We start from the raw sequence: 22,066 nt of genomic DNA on the forward strand, positions 1-22,066 counted from the left end.
AAGCTATTCGCAAAGGCACTCGAATGCGTTTTTCAAGACCGTATGACAAAGCGGCTTCGGACCAGAACCTCTTCAGATGAAGAGAGAACCGCATCATTCCAGGCTTGGCCGCACAGCTTCTGCACATCCACAAATGGCGTTGTACGTCGGCTACAGGCACATTGGTAGCAGGGTCAAAAGACGAACCGTCGTCAAATCACAGCGCAAACATGTCGCAAAACATGAAGTAACATGCGCGTACATCACACAAAACAAAGGATGTTCGATTTTTGAGAACCTAGGGCGTTCATCAAATTTTAATTGCCATACGTTCTACTACTTATGCATCTACCACTTCGAATGGCCGCCTCTATTATCAGTACCGAAGAACAAGATTCGTCCAGAGCACGCGCGCACGATGACCATCGCTGGCTTCTAGCCAAACGGATATCCGAATCTGTAACGTTTGCCCGCTCTCCTCGGCTTTCACACCTGCTCCTGTATCTCTGCGAGGAGCACGTGCTCAATGGCGGCATCCATCTCACGGAACAACAAATCGCTGCCGTCGTATTTGATCGAAAGGGAAAGTTCGATCCCACCGCCGACACAATCGTCAGATCCCACATGCTTCGGCTTCGGCAAAAGTTGGAAGTATATTTTCTGGATGAAGGAGCCGGTGAAGCTCTAAAGATTTCCGTGCCAAAGGGCGGATATGTCCCCGCATTCGAGCAGGTACGCCCGGCAGTTGCAGCCCCGTCACATCAGCCGCCAACTTCCGCTCTGCCTCATCCCACATCGAAGCCAGCTCCCGCCAATATTGATAGATCCGGGCTCAGATTCGGGTTCAGATCCAGGCTCGCTCAGTTGAGTCTCATCGCAGCGTGCATAGCCCTGACTCTTCTCTGCATACTCCTCGGTACATTATTGATACTGAAGAGACCTCTGCTGCAGCGAGGAAATATCCACGGGAGCGCAAGCCGGCATCAGCTCTGGAAAGGCCTCTTCGGGAATAGCTCAGGCACCATGCTCGTAGCAGCCGACAGCGGGCTCGCGATGTTTCATGGCGCCACAATGCACAACACAACACTGTCCGAATATCTCGCCAGAGACTTCAGCAAAGAGATTCCAGATGCCACCAGCATGCGCCCTGAGGCAGCCCTATCGATCGTCAATCGGCGCTACACCTCGTTCGTGGACCTCGAATTTTTCGATAGGTTGACGCATCTGCCCGAGGCCCTGGCTGGTAGCTACAGCATTCGCTATGCCCGAGACATCAGCGTCAACGACCTCAAGAGTTCGAATGCCATTCTGTCCGGTTCGCAAGACGCCAACCCGTGGCTTGAGTTGTTTGAACCGCAGATGAACTTCGTCCTCCACGACGACCTGATCAATCATGTTCGCGCCTTCTCCAATCGAAAACCGAATCCCGGAGAGCAGGCCCTCTATACCTGCGGACCATACGAATACGGCGTTCTTTCGTACCTGCCCAACCTGAGCAATACGGGCAATGTACTGCTGGTAGAGGGAACCTCGGTGGCAGGAACCCAGGCGATCAGCGACTTCCTTTTTGTCGATAAATCCCTGGATTCTTTTCTCGCGAAGATAGCGCTCCCCGATGGTTCAATTCCCCATTTTGAAATTCTCCTCGAATCACGAAACTTCAACGGCAGCGCTTCGCAATCCGAGATCGTTGCCTATCGGCTCCATTGAGATTTTCCTGCTCTTGCAGGTTCAAGAGATATAGCGGGATTCACTACCTGTCTTTAAATTAAGACGAATTCGGGGGCATCAATATAATCATTGAGAATATCGGATCAATTTAGTGTCCGAATGAGAACATAAAGTGTATCCGCAAAGTTCGCGGGACAAGGACAGTCAATCATGGCTTCACTCCAATCAATTCGAATCCTGAGCGTCGAGGACCACCCCGTCTTCCGCGAAGGACTGAGCACGATTATCGGATCGCAGCAGGATATGGTTCTTGTTGCGCAAGCATCCAATGCAGTAGAGGCCGTCACAGAATTCCGCCGTCATCGTCCCGACATCACACTCATGGACCTTCGGCTTCCCGGTACCAACGGCACAGACGCCCTGATAGCAATCCGCGGAGAGTTTCCGCAAACTCGTATCATCATGCTGACCACCTCGGACAGTGATGGAGAAATTCAACGTGCCATGCAAGCCGGTGCCGCAGCATATGTTTTCAAAAGTATGCCGAAGGGAGAACTCCTGGACGTGATCCGATCGGTTCATTCCGGTCGACGCTATATCCCACCTGAGGTAGCCGCTCGCCTCGCCGAGCATATGGGAGAAGACAATCTAACATCGCGAGAGTTGGAAGTCCTCCGGCTCATTCGAGATGGATATCGCAACAAACAGATTGCAGATCAGCTCGCAATTGCCGAGACCACAGTCAACTTTCATATCAAAAATCTCGTGGACAAACTTCAGGCGAATGATCGAACACACGCAGTGTCCATCGCACTCCGGCGTGGCATTCTTCAGATCTGACATAAGACCAGCCATCCACTCGGCATTTGAATCAGGAAACGCAATGCCGGAGCGCCCACCGCAACGATGGCAACCTTCTCGCTCAACACACTCGTAGATTTCCCCCTTTAATTCTCGATTTCCTCGGCAATCGATGAGACTGGGTTCGGAACATTTATAGCTACAGCCTGCTTCAGGCAGCATATAAGTAGCGCAGACATCCATGCGCAATGTTAGGTCAGCCATGACTTACATGCATCCATTGAAACCGCAGATTTTATCCTGCATTTTTCTACAGCATGCGAAGAATGAGTATTCGAAACCCTTATAACTTGATCTAATTCCCTGCTTGAATTCTCAGTCCCATGAAACTTTTAATTCAAGAGAAATGTCTTTGTATATTGTGAATCATTCTCTCTCAAATACTAGTCTCTTGATGCATGGAAACGATAGTCGGCTTTCGTGAGTATTATTGTCAGATAACTTTCAGAATGGAGACAATATGAAAATCGATATTTCTGGCTGGGCAGTGCTCGTGACAGGCGGCACTGGCGGGCTGGGCAGCGCTATCAGTCTTGCGTTTCTCGAAGAGGGCGCAAAGGTGATAACGACCTATCGCAATGAGAACGAGTTCGCTTCTTTAAAAAACGCTGCGGGCATAAACCAATCCGCTCTTGAAGGATATCCCGTCGACGTAACGGACGAAGCCGCTGCCAACGCACTAATCAACACCATTCTCGCGAAGCATGGCAAACTGGACGCGCTTGTAAACGCGGTCGGTGGCTACTCTGGCGGAGTCAAGTTGTGGGACGCGAGTACGAAAGTATTCGATCAGATGCTGGCACTCAATCTGCGCTCGGTTTATGCCCTGTCGCGGGCAGTATTGCCTTCAATGCTCAAGGCCAGTCATGGATCGATCGTCAATATTTCAGCCAAAGCTGCATTGGACCACGGTGCAGGAGCAGGTGCCTACGCCGCATCCAAAGCGGCAGCATTGGCCCTCACGGACTCACTCGCAGGAGATACCAAAGGCACCGGAGTACGCGTCAACTCCATCCTCCCAAGCATCATCGACACGAATGCAAACAGGCTTGCAATGCCCGGGTCGAACTTCGCAGATTGGCCGAAGCCTGAAGACATCGCAAAAGTTGTCTTGTTCCTCTGCAGCGACGCCTCCAAAGTGATTCACGGCGCGGCTGTACCCGTGTACGGAAATAGCTAGCCATTCACCTGGAGTTTCGCTCGTCTAGCTCCTGAGTTATCCCGAACATAACGGCAATAGCAGTCCTGCAGAAAACAACAGGTCAGGAACTATAGATATCTGAGTGTCCCGAAAACTGCGCATCCATTACAGTTGGAGGCAAATCCTAGGCACAGTATGCCGCTTAATGTAGATCTCATCGGTGAGCCTGAAGATCCTCTAGCTTGTTCAGTTATGCGTAGCTTGTTCGCGAGGTAGCTAGGGCCAGTTATGAATATTGTAAAGAAGCAGCACACATATTTTGTCGTCATAGAGCGATCGTTGTGTAGCATACGATTGCTTCCTCCGCTTGCTCTATCCCTCCTCTGGGTGAGCGCGATCTATGTGCTCAATCCAGGCCTGCACATCACTCGCCATGCTGACTCTACATGGGACGACACTCTACTTGCACAGCTTTCCGAGACCACCATCGCACTGGCTCCCATATATCTGATAACGCATCGAAGACTACCACCGGTGCATATTGTGAATGACCGCAGCTTCGCGAATTACAGATTCCACCTCATTGCGTATGACAACAACGCTTTTTCGCGAAACGCGGGTGCGAACCAGAACACAAGCCCCAAGCCTGCCAAAGATCGATCGGCAATGTTCCGCCTCATCCTCATTGCTGCCGGAGCATTGCTTATTTGCATCTTCCATATATTGAGAGTTCGACAGATTACAAGAGCTATCAATCTACAACTTGACGAGCGCCTGGTTGAACGCACCCGCCTGGCGCGGGAACTTCACGATACGCTTCTCCAGACCATCCAGGGCAGCAAGATGGTAGCCGACGATGCACTCGATCAGTCTCCGGATCCCATTCGCATGCATCAAGCCCTTGAGCGTCTGTCTGGTTGGCTGGGGCAGGCCATGCAGGAAGGAAAGGCCGCGCTAAACTCTCTTCGCACACCCACCACGCAAAGAAACGATCTGGTCGAAGCTCTTACGCGAGCAGCGGATGAGTGCGCGTCTAATGGCTCTATACAGGCCACATTCTCTGTAATAGGCATCGCGAGAGAGATACATCCAGTTGTCAGAGATGAGATCTATCGGATCGGGTACGAAGCCATTCGTAACGCCTGCATACATTCCCTGGGAACTCGCATAGCAGTGGAGCTCATTTACGCTCATGGCCTGTGCATGAAGATAAGTGACAATGGTGTAGGCATAGATATGATCGTAGCGAACAATGGAAGCGTGGGACATATCGGGTTACAAGGCATGCGAAAGCGTGCTCAGCGAATTGAAGCCACATTTACCCTGGTAAGCTCTCCTATAACTGGAACTGAAATTACACTGGCAGTTCCCGGCAACCTTGCCTTCTCGAAGACAGGTACAACTTCCTTCAAAAAGATAAAAGCTCTATTTAAATAAGCGGGTCAGGAGAGCCAATCAAAGCAGTCAACTTCTCAAAGACTGGACCTCAGAACTAGAGCAGAAACGACTCGTGCGCAAGGCTCCCAGCCGCACGGTGCTTTTCATCTGGCATTAATTAACACAGCATTCTCATTCCTTTACTTACAGGATAAACGAAACATTCTACAAAGGATGGAGAACTCAGAGCGCTGAATTGATAATCTCCCCCATTGTCAATCAAGAGCCTGTAATTAATGAATGAGAATGGTGTGCCCTTCGCATGAACCCCAAAATCTGCATCCGACGTTTCCTGTACGTCTCATTTTTATCCCTTTCCTCACTATTATTCGTAACCGCTGCAACGGCTCAGACCAAGACCAAAAATGTTGTGCTCATCGTAACGGACGGCCTCCGCTGGGAAGATGTATTCACCGGCGCCGACGCCACTCTCATGAATGAAAAAGACGGCGGCATCTGGGCCGATCCCAAAGTTCTCAACCAGCAGTTCTGGAACAACGACCCGGTTGAGCGGCGCAAGATGCTGTTGCCTTTTCTGTGGGGAACCGTAGCCAAAGAAGGACAGATCTATGGGAACCAGCATCGCGGCAGCGTAGCGCAAGTCAGCAACGGCCTCGCCTTTTCCTATCCCGGATACAACGAGATGACGACCGGCCATCCCGATCCTCGCATCGACAGTAACGAGTTCGGAACGAATCCAAACCTGACCGTCTTCGAGTGGCTCAATCGCAAGCCGGAGTACCACGGTCAAGTCGCAGTATTCGCAACATGGAACGTCTTCGAAGACATCTTCAACGAGAAGCGCAGCAATCTGGTGATGCAGGCTGGATGGAATTTGAAGCAGATGCCTGGCGGCGATGCCTCCCAGCAGCAGCTCTTGGAAAAGCTGTTCAAGACCACCACCCGCTTCGATGCCGACGATACGTTTGATTCGTTTCTTCAGATTCCGCTGCTGGATTACGTGCGCAACAAGCATCCCAAAGTGCTCTTCGTCGGTTATGGAGAGACTGATAACTGGGCGCACTCCGGACGATACGACCTCGTACTCGAAAGCGCAAACAAGTTCGATCACTTCGTAGAAGAGTTGTGGAACACAATGCAGGCGATGCCCGAGTATCACGACCAGACCACCTTCATTATCACCACCGATCACGGCCGCGGACATGGCCTCACGGAATGGAAGGAACATGGCGTCGAAGAGAAAGGCTCCGAAAATATCTGGATGGGCATCATCGGCCCTGACACCCCAGCGCTCGGAGAGCGTTCAAATACTTCCCCTGTAATTCAGGCTCAGATCGCTGCGACAATCGCCGCATTTCTCGGTCAGGATTTCCGTCACGACGTTCCCGAAGCTGCGCCCGCAATCCAGAGCGTTCTGGGCTCATCTGCGCAGTCTTCGGGCAAGTAATCCGATTACTTAGACCGCCGGTTTTACCAGAGCGGAACTTATGCAATTACTCGTGAGCAGCGCGCGGGCCCATACAGAGGCCCGTGCGCAGAGGATACCAGTGATGATGAAAAAACTACCTCTGATCTTATTTCTCCTGATCTTCAGTACCACCCTTGTCTTAGGTCAAACCGCAACAACCTCGCTGCGTGGCACAGTCTATGACGGCGCCGGAGCAGTCATCCCCGGCGCTGAGATATCGCTGCTTGAAGCAGAACGCGGCTTCACCCAGATGAATAAAAGCAATGCCGCAGGCGCATACCAGTTCCTTCAAATCACGCCTGGAACATATGCTATTCAGGTCACAGCGGCCGGGTTTGAAACGACTACATCCAAAGGCATAAAACTCGTTGTCAACACACCGGCCACGCTTGATTTTCATCTCAAGGTAGGCACCCAGACAGTCGAGGTTCAGGTGCAGGACGAACTGGCAGTCAATGCCACGGATGCATCTCTCGGCAACGACTTCAATGAAAAGCAAATCCTGGAACTGCCCTCCGAAGGCCGAAACGCTGTCGATCTATTAAGCCTGCAACCCGGCGTAAGCTACGTCGGCAACAACGTAGATACCGCCGCCGATTCGCGAGGCGGCGCTGTGAATGGAGCTCGCAGCGACCAGACCAACATCACAGTCGATGGTCTGGATGATAACGACCAACTGCTTGGAAACGCATTCACCGGTGTACTCCGCATTCCGATGGAATCACTGCAGGAGTTTCGCGTTACGACCACCGATGCAAATGCAGACGCAGGCCGCTCTTCCGGAGCACAGGTCACCCTCGTGACGAAGACCGGAACCAATCAACTGCATGGTTCTTTCTATGAATACAACCGGTCGACAATTGGCCAGGCAAACGACTGGTTCAATAAAAATACCGAGCTACAGAATGGCCTTCCGGATATTCCAGGCAAGCTGATTCGCAACACCTTCGGCGCTACTCTCGGCGGGCCTGTTCGCAAAGACAGACTGTTCTACTTCAGTAACTATGAAGGACAGCGCCTGCGCGAGACACAGCAGATTGCAGAAACTGTTCCAAGTGCGGCCTTGCGGCAAGGCCTGGTCAGCTACGATCTCGATAACGGCGGTATAGCAACTCTAAACCAATCGGATATCGCCAGCATCGATCAAGGCTGCCTGTCGAGTGGTACATGCCCCAGTGGCAACGGCGTCAATCAATCGGTATTACAGTTGTGGGCCGGCAAAGCCAGCCTACCCAATGGCATGGCAATCCCCGCCTATCCAATGCCCAACAATCTTTCCGCGAGCGTATCCGGTGCCGACGGACTTAACATTCAGGGCTATAACTTCGCCGCTCCTCACCCAATCGACCAGAACACATTTGTAGCTCGTCTCGATTACAGTCTGACCGGGGATAGCAGCCAGCGAATATTTGTGCGCGGTAATCTTCAGGATGACACGGAATCCACGCCCCCGCAGTTTCCCGGGCAAGCGCCAAGCAGCATCATTCGCACAAATAACAAGGGCATCGCAGTTGGATTCACTTCAGTTATAAGTCCAACGCTCATCAACAATCTGCGCTATGCCTACGTGCGGCAAGGCGTAAACACCGGCGGCCAGAATCAATATCCATACGTCAGTTTCTGGGACATCAGCAATCAGATTGCCTTCACACCAACAACAAATGTGAATGTACCCGTCAATCAGTTCCTTGAAGATGTGACCAAGACCGTATCCAATCACACCTTTCAGTTCGGTGCGAATTGGCGCATCATTGAGAACAATCGTTTCTCGAACGCGCAGAACTTCACATCCGCATCTCTTCATCCCACCTGGCTGCAGCAAGGCGGAATCGCCAACACCGGCCAGGATCTCGACCCTGCCATCAATCCAAACCTGCAACCTGTCGGGGCCGACTTCGGAGCATCCTATGATGCGGCTATCACGGCTGTAACCGGAGTTCTGGGTTCCATCACCGCCACCTACAACCAGACCAAGGACGGACTGCTCCCGCAGGAAGCGCTCGTACCGCGCCATTTCAAGGCCAACGAACTGGAGTTTTACGCGCAGGATAACTGGCGTGCGTCGCCCAATCTACAGATAACCTTTGGTCTACGCTATACGCTTCTCCAGCCTCCATATGAGACACAAGGAAACCAGGTTGCCCCTTCGCCGAGTCTCAATAGCTTTTTCGAAAAGCGTGGCGAGGCAATGGAACTCGGACAGACCTATCGTCCTCTCATCACATTTACTCCAAGTGGCAAAGCCAATGGCAGCCTGCCCTACTGGCAATACGACTACAAAGACATCGCGCCCCGCGTAGCGCTTGCCTATTCGCCAAACGGGCTCACAGGCTTTGCGCACACCATCTTTGGAGACAAAGGAAAATCCTCCATCCGCGCCGGCTTTGGTATTTATTACGATCACTTCGGCGAAGGAATCGTGAATACCTTCGATCGACAGGGTTCGCTCGGTCTTACCACCTCGCTGACCAATCCATCCACCATATCGACCACCGATTGCGCCGTCCGTTTTGTAAGTCTGACCACCATCCCCGGTACCAATGGATGCCCATCCTCGCTCGGCGGTCCGCCCGTACCAGAGCTGCCCGCTCCCCCCATGGCAGGGTTCCCTTACACGCCGCCGGGTATGAACACCAACGGCAGTTTTGCAATTGGCTTTGGGCTTGACGATAAGTTGAAGACTCCTTATTCCTACGGCTTCGATCTATCGTTCGAACGCGAAATGCCCAACCACATCGTGCTCGAACTTTCGTATGTAGGGCGATTGGGACGCCGCCTGCTGCAAGAGGTCGATCTCGCCACGCCACTCAACATCAAGGATCCGCAATCCGGAATGACATACTTCCAGGCCGCAACTCTGATCACAAAGATGGCCGATGCCGGTACACCGGAGAATCGTGTGGGCAAGATTGCATACTGGGAAAACATGTTCCCAAATGCCGCAGGTGCAAGCGGAGCATCGGGATACGCTCCCGGAGCGCCTGGAAATCCAACCGCAACTCAAAACATCTATGACCTCTACTACGGCTACGCGGATAATGCCGCGCTGGCATTGCAAAGCATGGATACGCAGTGCTTTCCAGCCTGCTCCAAGCTCGGACAATTCGCCTACTACGACGACCAATTCTCCAGCTTGTACTCATGGCGCTCAACCGGCGTCAGTAGCTATAACGCATTTGAACTTACCGTTCGCAGGCAGGTCGGATCACTCCTCGCCGATTTCAATTACACCCTGTCAAAATCACTGGATGAAAACTCCAACGCCGAACGTGTAAACGAGTTTGAAAACGGCAGCGGTGCTGCTGTTGCATTCAGCGGACAGGTAGTAAACGCATGGAGCCCCAATCAGTTCTACGCCCCGTCCGATTTCGATACGCGGCATCAGATCAATGCCAACGCGATCTACGATCTGCCCTTCGGCCGAGGTAAACACTGGGGCTCAGAATCAAGCCGCCTGATAGATGGAATCGTAGGCGGCTGGCAACTCAGCGGGTTGACACGCTGGTCCAGCGGCTATCCCTTCAGCATTTCTACTTACGCCTTTGCTACCGACTTCGAGCAGGATGGCAAAGCCGTACTGACTGGCCCCAAACCAAAGACCGGCGTTTATTATGACGCCGCCGGAAATCCCAATGTCTTCCAGAACGGCATAAAGGCCATCAGCTCATTCCGCAATGCCTATCCCGGCGAGGCAGGACAACGAAATAATCTGCGCGGCCCCGGATACTTCGGCATAGATGGCAGCCTTGGCAAAGTATGGAAGACATGGAGAAATCAGCAGCTTCGCTTCTCCTGGGATACATTCAACGTAACGAACTCCGTACGCATGGATGTTGGCTCTTTGAGCAACTACCTGTTCTATGCACCGTCCCTAGGCTACTATTCGCAGACGTTGAGCAAGCCAAGGGTAATGCAGTTCGGCCTGCATTACGCATTCTGATCAATATCCAATCTATCTACCGATAGAGCGATTGAATCGTAAAAGAGCTGGAATGTATTCCCGACTTTAGGAATACATTCCAGCTCCGTTTTATAACTTAAAACTTATACGGACTAGTTACACCAGCCTCAACCGCAGCCCTATTCCAATATCAGCCGTCTGTGGCTTTTCCCCAACCAGGGTTACGCGCAACCCCGACTCATCCTGCACAAACTTGCACGCAGCATCCCTGCCCAGCATACGCACATCCACTATCTTTTCTGACTGCTGTGGACCAGTCGCTGACAGAGACTTGATAACGACCTCACCCGCTGGCCATCCCTGCACAAACGCATACAGCGTCTTGCCCTTAGTCGTAAAACGAATATCCTGCGGTCCCAGATCAGGCTTATCGTCCTCATTGAAACTCACCGACTTCTGCACCACTTTCGTCGATGCTCCCTCGCCATAAATCTTCCACGGACGAGTCGCATAAATGCCCTCTGCATTCACCGCCATCCAACTCGTGATTCCATTCAAAGTGCGTACTTCATCCGCATCCAACTCTCCAGAAGCTGGCAACGGAAAGTTAAGCAGCAGATTGCCATTCTTGCTCACGATATCGACAAGAAGATCGATAACCTTCTTCGCAGTTTTATATTTTTGTCCCGCCTTGTAATGCCAGTCGCCTATGCACGTATCCGTCTGCCACGGAGTAGGCCAGATGTCATCTGAAACACCGCGCTCACGATCGAGAACACAGGTTCCCACAGTGCAGTCTTCCGCAGTTTTGCTGAAGTAGACAGATTCCGTGCCACCGCGATAACTCACGCCACCGACGTTATAAGCTTCCGCCACAGTGCCAAGCCCATACTCTTCAAACGGAATATGCCCATCCGTATAAAGCAAATCCGGTTGATGCTGATCTACCAGATCCTTCACTCTCAGAAAATATTGTTTCTTCCAGCTATCCGGCGCCACTCGCCCCATAGCTTCAGCATGTTTCGCAAAGTCAGGTGATTCCTGCGAATAGTCATGATAGAGATCGGCATACTTGAGATTCGCACCATCATACGGAACACCTGCAAACGGCCCCTTCGTGTCGCTAAGGTGTGCCGGAGCCAGCCAATCATAGCTGTTTGATAGATGCTCGCTCACGCCAAACTTCAGGCCACGCTTTCGCGCCGCCGCCGCCCACATCCCAACAACATCCTTCTTCGGACCAGTACTCACGGAATTCCAATATGGCTGAAACTTCGAGTCCCAAAGATCGTAGTTATCATGATGAACGCCCATGCTGAAGAAATACCTCGCGCCAGCCTTCACATAGAGATCCATCAAATGATCGGGATCCCATTTATTGGCCGTAAACAGCGGAATCGCGTCCTTGTAACCAAACTTCGACTGTGGCCCAAAACGCTTGACGTGATATTCGTACTGCGGCGATCCCTCCATATACATGTTGCGCGCATACCAATCACCAGCGCCAATCGCCGATTGCGGACCCCAATGCGACCATATCCCAAACTTCGCATCCGCAAACCAATCCGGAATACTGTAAGTCTTCAAAGACTCACGCGTATTGGTGTACTTACCGCTCATTGGATGAATCGCATCGTTCGATGCCTGCGCCAATACGCCGCGCATTGCAAATGCAGGAATGGTACCGCCGATAAGTTGCAGTGCTTTCCGTCTCGTCAATCTCATGCAAGTCCTCTGTTGTGCAAGCTCTCTTTTTGAAATCGTATACGCACTTCTCATTAAGCCGATCGTTATCTGTGCACGCCATCATTCCGTTGAGCGGAGCCGCAACACAGAAGAGCACCTATATTCCTGCCGTGAACTGCACAGCGATTTGAACGCCGAGACTACCATTTGTCAACCCTCATTCACCTCTCTACAAGATATAAGTGCTCACAGGCCAGAACTATTTGCTGTCCCTGATTTCTAACTTCAACTAGCTCCACCACAATGCCATGCTTTGGACGCTTCGAATCGTCACGCTTCTCGCGAATAGTCGCAGTCACATAGATCGTGTCACCCAAAAAGACTGGCCGTACAAACCGCACACGATCATAGCCATAAGACATTGCCATTGGATTGATGTCGCCAGCAGTCATGCCTACAGCAACACTCAGAATCAACGTTCCATGCGCAATCCTGCGTCCAAATGGCTGCGTCCTGCACCACGCTTCATCCATGTGATGCGGATAGAAATCCCCCGTCTGTCCTGCATGTAAAACGATATCCGCCTCGGTAATCGTTCTACCGCTTGTAACTCGCTGTTCTCCAATCTTGTACTCATCAAAACAAATCTCTTGCACCTTCATCGCTATCACTTTCTTTTCATCAATAGGATTTTGAGCAAATTACTTGTGAAATGTGTTTTCGCTGATAAAATCATCACGCAGCCACTTTAACACCTGAAATCGGCATCCACAATGACCAAGTCCTCACCGAACCTGTTGCGTGGAATCACATGGAAACACACCCGTGGACTGCTCCCCATGCTCGCCACGGCACAACGCTTCGAAGAGATGAACCCCGATGTGCAGATCACATGGGAGACGCGATCTCTACAATCCTTTGCCGACGAGCCCCTGGAGGTACTGGCAAGACATTACGATCTGTTGGTCATCGACCATCCCTCCTGCGGGCGCGCCGCAGCCTTGGGATTTCTTACACCTCTCGATGAAGTAATTTCAGCGTCGTTCCTGCTCGATCAGGAGCAGCATTCCGTCGGACAAAGTTATGCCAGCTACGACTACGAGGGACATCTATGGGCACTCCCAATTGATACCGCAGCACCCATCAGCGCATATCGTCCTGACTTGCTCCAAAAGGCCGGGTGCGCTGCCCCATCGACATGGCAAGAGCTGATGCAGCTCGCACAAGAGGGCCTGGTTGTTGCACCTGGATTAGCCATCGATAGCCTGATGAACTTCTTCATGCTCTGCCTCGCCCTGGGCGAAACTCCCTTTACAACTCAGGCCCATGTAGTCAGCGCATCAACTGGAGCAGAAGCGATGCGGCTGCTGCGAAATCTCCTCCAACTCTGCCCCGCAGAATGCATGGACGCGAATCCAATCGCGATCTGGAACATGCTCGCGAAAAGCGATCACGTAGTTTATTGTCCATTCGCTTATGGCTATTCGAACTACAGCAGAGCAGGCTATGCAGAGCATGGGATCGAAGCCGGAGACCTCGTGACATTCGATGGCAAGCCTTTGCAGTCAACGCTCGGCGGAGCCGGTCTCGCAATCTCCAGTCAGTGCAGCGATATAACCACCGCCATAGCATATGCACAATACGTTGCCGCAGAACAATGCCAGAAGACTCTGTATTTCGACGCAGGCGGTCAACCAGGGCATCGCACAGCATGGCTCGATGAGGAAGTAAACCGGCGGTCAAATGGATTCTTCAAGAACACACTGCCCACTCTGGATCGAGCCTGGGTTCGTCCCAGATTTGACGGCTATCTTGACTTTCAATCGGACGCCGGCGAGTTGCTGCATAATTATTTGCGTCATGGCGGAAACGAAGAACATGTCCTGGCAGAGATGAACAACCTATTGCAAAAGGCGCGTAGTTCGCAAAGAAATGAGACCCGATGAAACCACTGGAAGGTCTTCTGGTTATCGACCTGAGTCAATTTCTCTCCGGCCCTTCGGCCTCGCTGCGCCTGGCAGATCTAGGTGCCCGTGTCGTTAAGATTGAACGTCCGGACACCGGCGACTTATGCCGTCACCTCTATATCTCCAACCTCGAGTTAGATGGCGACAGCACACTCTTTCATTCCATTAATCGCAACAAAGAGAGCTTTGTCGCTGACCTCAAAGAGGCTGCAGGCCTGGCCTCTGTACTGGGCCTCATCGAAAAATCTGACGTAGTTCTTCATAACTTCCGCCCAGGTGTAATTGAGAAACTAGGCCTCGACTATGAAAGCCTGAGCATCCATCATCCAAAGCTCATTTATGGAGAGATCAGCGGATACGGTCGCACCGGCCCATGGTCCAAAAAGCCCGGGCAGGATCTTCTCGTGCAATCACTCTCTGGACTTGCATGGTTAAACGGAGATGCTGACCAGCCCCCGGTTCCCTTCGGCCTTGCCATCGCCGATCTCTATGCAGGCGCGCACTTATGCCAGGGAATTCTCGCCTGCCTCGTACGCAGAGGAATCACCGGTAAAGGCGGCAAGGTTGAAGTAAGCCTGCTTGAATCGACTCTCGATTTTCAGTTTGAAGTACTCACAACATTTCTCAATGATGGCGGCAAACTACCGCAGCGTAGCCATCACAACAATGCCCATGCATATCTAGGCGCGCCATACGGCATCTATGCCACAGAAGATGGTTATCTCGCGCTCGCCATGGGCTCGCTTACAACACTATCAACCCTGCTGGAACTGCCCGCCCTACTCTCCTACAGCGGACCAAAGGATGCATTTGATCAGCGCGATGAGATCAAGGCTCTCCTCACCGAACACCTGCGGCAACACACGACTGAGTATTGGCTAGCCCGACTCGAACCCAATGATTACTGGTGCGCCGATGTCTTCACATGGCCAACGCTGATGGACCATCCCGCCTTTCAGGCTCTGGATATGCTGCAGACCGTAGGCCGCAGCGAAGCAGTGACCATGACCACCACACGCTGCCCAATTCGGATCGATGGAGGAGTATTGAAAAGTTCGCGCGGAGCACCCCGTTTAGGTGCGGATACCGATGCACTGCGCAAGGAGTTTGGACTCTCATGAGCACAACCAGATCCACTCGTAAAAATGCCTCCATAGCGTCCCATGCAAAACCTGAAGAGATGAAATCCGGCAAAAAATCCACCTACTCTGTACCCGCACTCGAAAAGGGCCTCGACATCCTCGAAGCCCTCGCATCAGCCCATGTTCCGCAATCATTAACGTTGCTCGCACGGCGTCTAAAGCGCACACCCAGCGAGTTATTTCGCATGTTGGACACGCTCGAAAAACGTTCCTTCATCGCTCGTGATCCCATCTCCGATGGCTATCACCTCACGCTCAAACTTTATGAACTTGCACATACGCACTCTCCCGTTGATCAACTCCTGAAAGCCGCAATGATCCCCATGTACGAGCTCGCGGAAAAGATTCATGAGTCATGTCATCTATGCGTTCTAAATGGCACCACGCTGGTCGTAATCGCCCAGGCCGAGAGCCCTGAACCCGTCCGATTATCAGTCGAAGTTGGCGACCGGGTTCAACCATTGCGCACCGCCTCAGGCCGCGTCCTTACTGCCTTTCTCGATGAAGCAGAGCAAACGCGTTTGCTCTCCGCAGATGCAACGTATACAACACGAAGCAAAAAAGAACGGGCAGAACTAGCCACGCAATTAAAACAAATTCAGCGAGAAGGCTTCCTGCTCGCCACCAGCACCCGCCGCACCGGACTCGACGCCTCCTGCATCGTTGGCAACCCGCAGATAGGAGTGCTCGCAGCTCTCGGAGTACCTTTCCTGCCCGGCTCCGCAAATGATGGGAAAGAGCGTGAACTCATTCCCATCATTCAAAGCTATGCGGACCGCATTACCTCAGCACTTGGCCTGACTTCAGCGCATGCATTCATGCAGGAGCCCTATCAATGACCACTCTGCGAATTGCTCTTCGTAAATATATAGATTTCGAAAACGCGATGGCAGCCCTGATCGAAAAATACACAGCAGATAACCCAGGCATCCTCATCGAAGCTGTCCCACTCGATCTCGAAACGCTCTACGCAGAACTATTCAACGGCGATGGTCTCCCCTCAAGTAAGTGGGATATGGCTTTCGTCGTAACCGACTGGCTCGCCGATGCAGTTGCTTCGGGCATCATTGAAAATCTTGCTCCGTACATGGATACAAACCCGCTCCCGGATTGGCCGGATGGCTGGGCTCGCTCACTGATTAAGCCGCTTGATTTCGAAGGCAAATACTACTGCATCCCTTGGCATGATGGACCAGAAAGCCTCATCTATCGCCGCGATCTCTTCGAGTCTCATGCTGAACAAGCGACCTTTCGCACAACCTACGGTTACGATCTGCAACCACCTCAAACCTGGCAGCAGTTTGAAGATATAGCCCGCTTTTTTACCCGTCCTGAGGCAGCGCTCTATGGCACTCTGTTCGCCTGCTACCCGGACGGTCACAACACGCTATATGACTTCGCATTGCAAGTCTGGAGTCGTGGAGGTGAATTACACGATAACTCCGGCAAGCCTTCTTTGTTTACCGATCAATCAGTCGCGGCGCTCGATTTTTATCGCCGCATCGTGCGCGATCCTGCGTTATGCCACCCTCACTCAATAAACTTCGACTCAGTACAATCAGGAGACAATTTTCTCTCCGGAACCATCGCCATGATGGTGAACTGGTTTGGCTTTGCCTCACGTGCAGGCTGCGCAGGAGGAGCGTTGGACGGCAAAGTCTCTCTCGCTCCCATACCCCGTGATCCTGGCCTGTTGCCTGCCTCATTATCCGTCTTCTGGAACATTGCCATCAGCAGCGGATCAAAGCACAAGCAAGCCGCATACGACTTTCTACGATTCCTCGCTCAGCCAGAGAGCGATCGCGAAGCAGTGCGTCACGGCGTCGTAGGAGTACGTCTCTCCACCTGGCGAGATCCAGAGGTACAGCGCACAGTTCCCGCTTTCCGAGAGATTGAGTCCATCTCGCACGGCGCACGCCAACTGCCGCGTTCGCCCGATCTACCCGAGTTTGCCGAGATCGTAAATCAGATCATCGTGGATGCATTGCACACCGACGAATCCTCCAGCTCCATTCTCAAGCGAGCCCAGCAAACTGCACTTGAAAAGAACATTCACTTTCAATAATTGAATGGACAGTCTCTCACTATCTGAACATCGATTTGAACATCTGCGCAGTCCTACCGTGCCTCCTGCCATATCCCATATGCCCTGGCAGCAAACTGCTGCATAGTAGCCCGAACGGTAAACTCAGCCGCAGCAGGATCGCCCTCGCTGATGAGCTCTATGATTCGTTTATGACGCCCCAGATCCGACTCCCATGCCTTCGCCGTTTGATGTACTTGAACCGCACGCATGGAGACGAATGCAAAGAGCGGCACCAGTAGAGTACTGACCTGCGCCTGTAGAAAACCATTTCCGCTCAACTCGCAAAGGCAAAGATGAAAGCGCAGATCAGCCTCAATGAGCCGTCGAATTTCGCCCGCCTTGGTAGCTCTGCGCATTTCTTTTAAAGCTTCCTGCAATGGCGCCAGATCCACCTTGCGCTGCGTAACGAGACGAGCAGCTAGTCCTTCAAGAGCTCCACGCAACTCATAAATCTCTGCAATGTCCGCTTCCGTATAAGACGTAACACGAGCACTGCGCCCTGATGCCTTGGTAACGAAGCCCTCACCAATAAGCAGGTTAATCGCCTCTCGCACAGACGTCTGCGCCACTCCAAATTGTCTAGCCCAACTGCCCTCGATAATCCTCTGCCCGGGCACAAGACTACCGCGAATAATCTCTTCACGCAGCTTTTTGGCAAGCGTCTGTTTGACCAGCAGTGACGACTCTTCACGATTTGTTTTTTGAATACGAACCATAGGCTTTCGAATAAGACAGGTTCGTTCATATATATCGCGGACCACCCTACTTGTGGAAGCGCGTGATTTTAGCTCGTGGAGAATGCGATCGTAATGATCGCAATAATCAATATAAACACTCCAGAAGAAAGCACACCAATAGAGAGGCGCGAAGCGCGCTTCCACTCACCGGTCATCAGTCCTGCAACATTCGCCGTCAGCATGATAGTAATCTCGTAAATAGCCCATCCTGCCGAGTCGCCAAGCCTGCCCAGGTAGCGAACCGAAACGCCATAGACAGCAACTGCACCGAACCAAAGCAACCCCATCGATAGGCTAAGAAAAGCATCTCCCCATCCAGTAGTGAGCAGCCTCCAGTTACGATTCTTCCAAAGCAGCCATGCTGCATAACCGAGATTAGGAATGAGCCCGCCCGCTAAAGCCACAGGCCACACCGCAAACGCGGCCTTCGAAGCCTCCGCCCCAACATGTATTGCCGCTTGTGCAATAGGCTCTCCAAACGTCAATGAGAGATTGAGCATGGATGACAAAACACCGGACAGTACCGCAATCCCAAGTCCAATAAGATAAACACCATCTGCACCGCGAACACTTCTCTGCCCCGCACCGTCATCTACAACTCGACGCTCGCGCAGCTTTCCTGCAAATCCACTAAGCGCAACACCAACGATCGTAAGACCGCAGCCCGCAAAAAGAATCGCAGAGTTCCGGCTATAAAGCTCCGCCCGATGTAGCGTAATCAATGGAATCAATGTTCCAAAGACCGTGCCTAAACCGATGATGATTGTAAAGGCGAGAGACATACCCAGGCGCACTACTGCCAGGCCAAACAACACCTGGGCAATACCCCATCCAAAGCCCAACAGTAAAGAAGGAAGCCATGCAGCAAGAGGCAGCGCAGCATAGAGATGCGGCCACTCCGGAATAGTAAAACCCGCGATCATGTACGGCATTGCAACCAGCGATACCAGGCTGAATACAAGCCACGTACATTCCCACGGCCATGTACGAACACGCTTCAGCGGCAACATGCAATTACCCGCAAGCAATCCGCCGAACAGCGTGAGAAGTATGCCAATAACACTGCTGCTCATAGCAGATCCGAACTGCTTCCAGGCTCTTGCGGTGTGCGGTATCGCCCTCCGGACAATTGCACCGGCTGAGTGAAATAACGACTAAGGTGTGGAATATGTTCGAGAAATATTTCAGGATGTCCCAGGGCAATATGATTCACCAACACAAGATGCTGATGAATCTGCCCCATATCTCCAACGTGAGGAACTACAGGGATGTTATATTTGCGCGCCAGCAGACTGACAGTGAGAAATTCGCTCACGCCTCCAAGACGCGTGCAATCGGGCTGCAGAAAACCAACACATTTTGCCTCAAGAAAATTCTTGAAGACAACACGATTCGGCACATGCTCCCCCAATGCAAGCGAGATCGGAGCGATCTCCAAAGCGAGCTTGCGGTGGGCCTCGATATCATCCGGATGCGTTGGCTCTTCAATCCACAGAGGATTAACGCTCGCCAGCTCTCTGCATGCAATAAACGCGGCAGGCAATGACCATTGCTGATTCGCATCGAACATCAGCGTTGCCTCTGGACCAACAAGACGCCTGAGTTCCTGAGCCCGTTTTAAATCGCGCTCAAGCGATCCGCCTACTTTTAACTTGAATGCGCCAAAGCCCTGATCGAGACTACGCCGCACGTTCTCTCGAATCTGTGCATCGTCATATTGATACCAGCCAACACTTGTATCGTAGCCCGGATACCCACGATCGAGCACACCTGCGCGGCTCTCCCGATAGCTCTGCTGTTCGCGAAGCATAAGGATTGCCGTCTCTCGATCGAGTACATCCTCAAGAAAACTAAGATCAAGTAGATCGACGAACGCCTCTGGCGACAAACCGAGTAGCACCTTCCACAGCGGCTCCTGCCTGGCCTTTGCCCATAAATCAAAACATGCATTCGTAATCGAAGCGAGAGCGAGATGAACCACGCCCTTATGCGGGCCCAGCCAACGCAACTGCGGTTCGTCAGCCAGCTTACGAAACATCACACCAAACTCGGCCATGAGCTCTTCGAGTTCTAATCCAACCAGGCGCTGCGCCAGCATACCGATCGCGCCACATACCAGATCGTTCCCTGCTCCCATGGTAAGCACAAGACCAGTTCCACTTAACCCATTGTCGAGAGTGATCTGAGTTACCGCAAAAGAATATTCCGGAGCAGAGTGAACTGCATCTGAACCCTCGCCAGGCTCAAGCTGAAATCGTGCATCGCGGGTACTGACTTCTTTGATGAACATAGCCCTACGATCTGAATAAATTCCTTGATATCGAATTGAAGTGATTATACAAATAAGCGCTTAAATTGAGCCATAAAGATTTCAATAAATAGAAATTTAAAATGCATACATCCCAAGTTGAAACAGCTAAAAAATCACTTTAATACTGCTTGACAGTCGTGTTTTGGAAATACTAAGTTTTCCATATATGAGCGCTCAACAGAAAAACCGCCGTGACTTTCTTCAGCTTGCACTTGCAGCATCTTCGCTTCCGCTTTTTCCGAGATTTGCATTCGGAACGGGGATTGAGGACGAGCGCACCTCATGGTATCGTGAGGCTAAATTCGGCATGTTTATTCATTGGGGTCCATATTCTCTCGCCAGCGTCGAAGCTTCGTGGCCTATCATGCGCCCCAAACCCGACGGCATTAGCGAAGCGGATTATCGCGCGCTCCCCGCACGCTTCAACCCAACGAAGTTTGATCCCGATGCATGGATAGACCTTGCCCGCACTGCTGGCCAACAATACATGGTCTTCACATCGAAACACCATGACGGCTTCTGCATGTTCGATTCTTCTTACACCGACTACAAGATCACGAAGACACCATACGGAAAAGATATTGTGAAACAGCTATCCGACGCATGTGCTGCAAGAGACATGCGTCTCGGCCTCTATTACTCGCCGCCCGACTTACATCACCCCGACTTCCGCGATACATCAAAGCTCGCCGCGACTAACTGGAACGGCGAACCGGAGCGCCCCGAATGGCCCACATATCTCGAATACATGCAGCTTCAACTAACGGAATTGCTTTCGAAATATGGCCCGGTAGTTCTTATCTGGTTCGACGGACTGTACCATCAGGAAAAATACGATGGCCAGCGATTCATAAAACTAATCCGCTCGCTCCAGTCGGGCACACTCGTAAATGATCGCATTGGTGTGCCAGGCGACTATGTAACTCCAGAGCAATTTATTCCGAAGTCAATTCCCATCAAGCAAGCTCATTTCTTTGCCACCGATCAAAACGTTGAAAAAGAGTTGAAGATCGGAATACCTCGCCCCGAAGACTTCCAGTTGTGGGAGACCTGCATGACCATCAACAACACCTGGGCCTACAACATGCACGACCATGACTATAAGTCGTCGCAAACATTGATCCGCGGTCTCGTTGAAGTGGCCAGTCGCGGAGGAAATTTTCTGCTCAACGTCGGACCGCAGCCCGATGGACAAATTCAACCCGAGTTCCAGGAACGGTTGCGTGCCATAGGTGATTGGATGGCTGTCAATAGCGACTCAATTTATGGCACCACCTATGGACCTGTCCAGGGCGTCAACGGCATTCGAACGACAGCGAAGCACGACAAAGTTTATGTCAGCATCTTCGATTGGCCATCCACTCCATTGGATATTCCAGGGTTGAAGAAGAAAGTGATCTCCGCTCATCTGCTGGCCACCGGCCAGCCACTGAAATTCAAACAGACAGAAACTGGAGTTCAGATCGATCTCCCTGCTCAGGCACCCGACGTGAATGCAAGTGTCGTCGCACTCAGAACGCTGTAAGAGATTGCACGGCTGAATCAAAACCCATTCAGTCACAACTCTGCCAGGCATCGCACCTACAGGTGAGCCTCTAACTGGGGAATGTTCCACGTGGAACATTCTGAGCAAGCATAAGTGTGCTAATCACGCTCAGCGAATTTGCCGCATGTTACTTTTTTCTCTGAAATTTAGATTTGCGTAGAATAACTATTTT

General features: G+C 51.9%; 16 protein-coding genes. 11 read left to right on the forward strand and 5 right to left on the reverse strand.

All coding sequences use genetic code 11. From position 1 onward, the window contains the following. Positions 1-1,002 precede the first annotated feature (1,002 nt). From OHL19_RS12025 to OHL19_RS12050, 6 genes are all read left to right on the forward strand, one after another. Positions 1,003-1,689 carry a hypothetical protein gene (locus OHL19_RS12025; RefSeq protein ID WP_263357940.1) on the forward strand — a complete coding sequence of 229 codons (687 nt, stop codon included), beginning with the start codon at positions 1,003-1,005 and terminating at the stop codon, positions 1,687-1,689. A gap of 171 nt (positions 1,690-1,860) precedes the next feature. After that, complete coding sequence (locus OHL19_RS12030) at positions 1,861-2,490, forward strand: response regulator (protein ID WP_263357941.1); 630 nt, start codon at positions 1,861-1,863, stop codon at positions 2,488-2,490. A gap of 481 nt (positions 2,491-2,971) precedes the next feature. Continuing rightward, positions 2,972-3,691 carry an SDR family NAD(P)-dependent oxidoreductase gene (locus tag OHL19_RS12035; protein WP_263357942.1) on the forward strand — a complete coding sequence of 240 codons (720 nt, stop codon included), beginning with the start codon at positions 2,972-2,974 and terminating at the stop codon, positions 3,689-3,691. A gap of 249 nt (positions 3,692-3,940) precedes the next feature. Further along, positions 3,941-5,089 (forward strand): sensor histidine kinase, encoded by a 1,149-nt coding sequence (locus OHL19_RS12040; RefSeq protein ID WP_263357943.1) that lies wholly within the window; start codon positions 3,941-3,943, stop codon positions 5,087-5,089. A gap of 262 nt (positions 5,090-5,351) precedes the next feature. Then, the gene (locus OHL19_RS12045; RefSeq protein ID WP_263357944.1) at positions 5,352-6,497 is read left to right on the forward strand and encodes an alkaline phosphatase family protein; all 1,146 of its coding nucleotides are present in this window, start codon (positions 5,352-5,354) and stop codon (positions 6,495-6,497) included. A gap of 103 nt (positions 6,498-6,600) precedes the next feature. After that, positions 6,601-10,458 carry a TonB-dependent receptor gene (locus OHL19_RS12050; protein ID WP_263357945.1) on the forward strand — a complete coding sequence of 1,286 codons (3,858 nt, stop codon included), beginning with the start codon at positions 6,601-6,603 and terminating at the stop codon, positions 10,456-10,458. A 117-nt stretch (positions 10,459-10,575) separates the two neighbouring features. On the opposite strand, the gene OHL19_RS12055 is transcribed toward OHL19_RS12050, so the two are convergent. Together OHL19_RS12055 and OHL19_RS12060 are read right to left on the reverse strand one after the other, a co-directional pair. Next, positions 10,576-12,144 carry an alpha-L-fucosidase gene (locus OHL19_RS12055; RefSeq protein ID WP_263357946.1) on the reverse strand — a complete coding sequence of 523 codons (1,569 nt, stop codon included), beginning with the start codon at positions 12,142-12,144 and terminating at the stop codon, positions 10,576-10,578. A gap of 182 nt (positions 12,145-12,326) precedes the next feature. Beyond that, a complete protein-coding gene (locus OHL19_RS12060) occupies positions 12,327-12,767 on the reverse strand; it encodes a MaoC family dehydratase (RefSeq protein ID WP_263357947.1) in 441 nt (146 codons plus the stop codon). Positions 12,768-12,878: 111 nt separating this feature from the next. Here OHL19_RS12060 and OHL19_RS12065 point away from each other — a divergent pair, with 111 nt between their 5' ends. The 4 genes from OHL19_RS12065 to OHL19_RS12080 are packed head-to-tail and all read left to right on the forward strand — an operon-like array spanning position 12,879 to position 17,279. Next, on the forward strand, positions 12,879-14,051 hold the full coding sequence (locus tag OHL19_RS12065; protein ID WP_263357948.1) for an ABC transporter substrate-binding protein: 1,173 nt from the start codon (positions 12,879-12,881) through the stop codon (positions 14,049-14,051). Next, complete coding sequence (locus OHL19_RS12070; RefSeq protein WP_263357949.1) at positions 14,048-15,193, forward strand: CaiB/BaiF CoA transferase family protein; 1,146 nt, start codon at positions 14,048-14,050, stop codon at positions 15,191-15,193. Before OHL19_RS12065 ends, OHL19_RS12070 begins: the two co-directional genes overlap by 4 nt. Further along, positions 15,190-16,053 carry an IclR family transcriptional regulator gene (locus OHL19_RS12075; RefSeq protein ID WP_263357950.1) on the forward strand — a complete coding sequence of 288 codons (864 nt, stop codon included), beginning with the start codon at positions 15,190-15,192 and terminating at the stop codon, positions 16,051-16,053. The genes OHL19_RS12070 and OHL19_RS12075 overlap by 4 nt, the downstream gene beginning before the upstream one ends. After that, positions 16,050-17,279 (forward strand): ABC transporter substrate-binding protein, encoded by a 1,230-nt coding sequence (locus tag OHL19_RS12080; RefSeq protein ID WP_263357951.1) that lies wholly within the window; start codon positions 16,050-16,052, stop codon positions 17,277-17,279. Before OHL19_RS12075 ends, OHL19_RS12080 begins: the two co-directional genes overlap by 4 nt. A gap of 53 nt (positions 17,280-17,332) precedes the next feature. On the opposite strand, the gene OHL19_RS12085 is transcribed toward OHL19_RS12080, so the two are convergent. From OHL19_RS12085 to OHL19_RS12095, 3 genes are all read right to left on the reverse strand, one after another. Continuing rightward, entirely contained in the window at positions 17,333-18,016 is a 684-nt protein-coding gene (locus OHL19_RS12085; protein WP_263357952.1) for a GntR family transcriptional regulator, read from the reverse strand. A gap of 68 nt (positions 18,017-18,084) precedes the next feature. Further along, positions 18,085-19,110, reverse strand: coding sequence for an L-rhamnose/proton symporter RhaT (locus OHL19_RS12090; protein WP_263357953.1), 1,026 nt, complete (start codon positions 19,108-19,110; stop codon positions 18,085-18,087). Continuing rightward, positions 19,107-20,327, reverse strand: coding sequence for an enolase C-terminal domain-like protein (locus OHL19_RS12095; protein WP_263357954.1), 1,221 nt, complete (start codon positions 20,325-20,327; stop codon positions 19,107-19,109). The genes OHL19_RS12090 and OHL19_RS12095 overlap by 4 nt, the downstream gene beginning before the upstream one ends. A gap of 187 nt (positions 20,328-20,514) precedes the next feature. Here OHL19_RS12095 and OHL19_RS12100 point away from each other — a divergent pair, with 187 nt between their 5' ends. Beyond that, positions 20,515-21,873, forward strand: a complete 1,359-nt coding sequence (locus tag OHL19_RS12100; RefSeq protein WP_263357955.1) for an alpha-L-fucosidase — start codon at positions 20,515-20,517, stop codon at positions 21,871-21,873. Positions 21,874-22,066 lie beyond the last annotated feature (193 nt).

The sequence above is a fragment of the Acidicapsa ligni genome (assembly GCF_025685655.1).
Classification (GTDB): Bacteria; Acidobacteriota; Terriglobia; order Terriglobales; family Acidobacteriaceae; genus Acidicapsa; species Acidicapsa ligni.

Excerpts from the sequence above, each read along its gene's own strand:
- OHL19_RS12095 (WP_263357954.1), bottom strand. The coding sequence starts at position 20,327 with ATGTTCATCAAAGAAGTCAGTACCCGCGATGCACGATTTCAGCTTGAG.
- OHL19_RS12030 (WP_263357941.1), top strand. The coding sequence starts at position 1,861 with ATGGCTTCACTCCAATCAATTCGAATCCTGAGCGTCGAGGACCACCCC.
- OHL19_RS12025 (WP_263357940.1), top strand. The coding sequence starts at position 1,003 with ATGCTCGTAGCAGCCGACAGCGGGCTCGCGATGTTTCATGGCGCCACA.
- OHL19_RS12070 (WP_263357949.1), top strand. The coding sequence starts at position 14,048 with ATGAAACCACTGGAAGGTCTTCTGGTTATCGACCTGAGTCAATTTCTC.
- OHL19_RS12060 (WP_263357947.1), bottom strand. The coding sequence starts at position 12,767 with ATGAAGGTGCAAGAGATTTGTTTTGATGAGTACAAGATTGGAGAACAG.
- OHL19_RS12080 (WP_263357951.1), top strand. The coding sequence starts at position 16,050 with ATGACCACTCTGCGAATTGCTCTTCGTAAATATATAGATTTCGAAAAC.
- OHL19_RS12065 (WP_263357948.1), top strand. The coding sequence starts at position 12,879 with ATGACCAAGTCCTCACCGAACCTGTTGCGTGGAATCACATGGAAACAC.
- OHL19_RS12045 (WP_263357944.1), top strand. The coding sequence starts at position 5,352 with ATGAACCCCAAAATCTGCATCCGACGTTTCCTGTACGTCTCATTTTTA.
- OHL19_RS12055 (WP_263357946.1), bottom strand. The coding sequence starts at position 12,144 with ATGAGATTGACGAGACGGAAAGCACTGCAACTTATCGGCGGTACCATT.
- OHL19_RS12035 (WP_263357942.1), top strand. The coding sequence starts at position 2,972 with ATGAAAATCGATATTTCTGGCTGGGCAGTGCTCGTGACAGGCGGCACT.
- OHL19_RS12050 (WP_263357945.1), top strand. The coding sequence starts at position 6,601 with ATGATGAAAAAACTACCTCTGATCTTATTTCTCCTGATCTTCAGTACC.
- OHL19_RS12040 (WP_263357943.1), top strand. The coding sequence starts at position 3,941 with ATGAATATTGTAAAGAAGCAGCACACATATTTTGTCGTCATAGAGCGA.
- OHL19_RS12100 (WP_263357955.1), top strand. The coding sequence starts at position 20,515 with ATGAGCGCTCAACAGAAAAACCGCCGTGACTTTCTTCAGCTTGCACTT.
- OHL19_RS12085 (WP_263357952.1), bottom strand. The coding sequence starts at position 18,016 with ATGGTTCGTATTCAAAAAACAAATCGTGAAGAGTCGTCACTGCTGGTC.
- OHL19_RS12075 (WP_263357950.1), top strand. The coding sequence starts at position 15,190 with ATGAGCACAACCAGATCCACTCGTAAAAATGCCTCCATAGCGTCCCAT.
- OHL19_RS12090 (WP_263357953.1), bottom strand. The coding sequence starts at position 19,110 with ATGAGCAGCAGTGTTATTGGCATACTTCTCACGCTGTTCGGCGGATTG.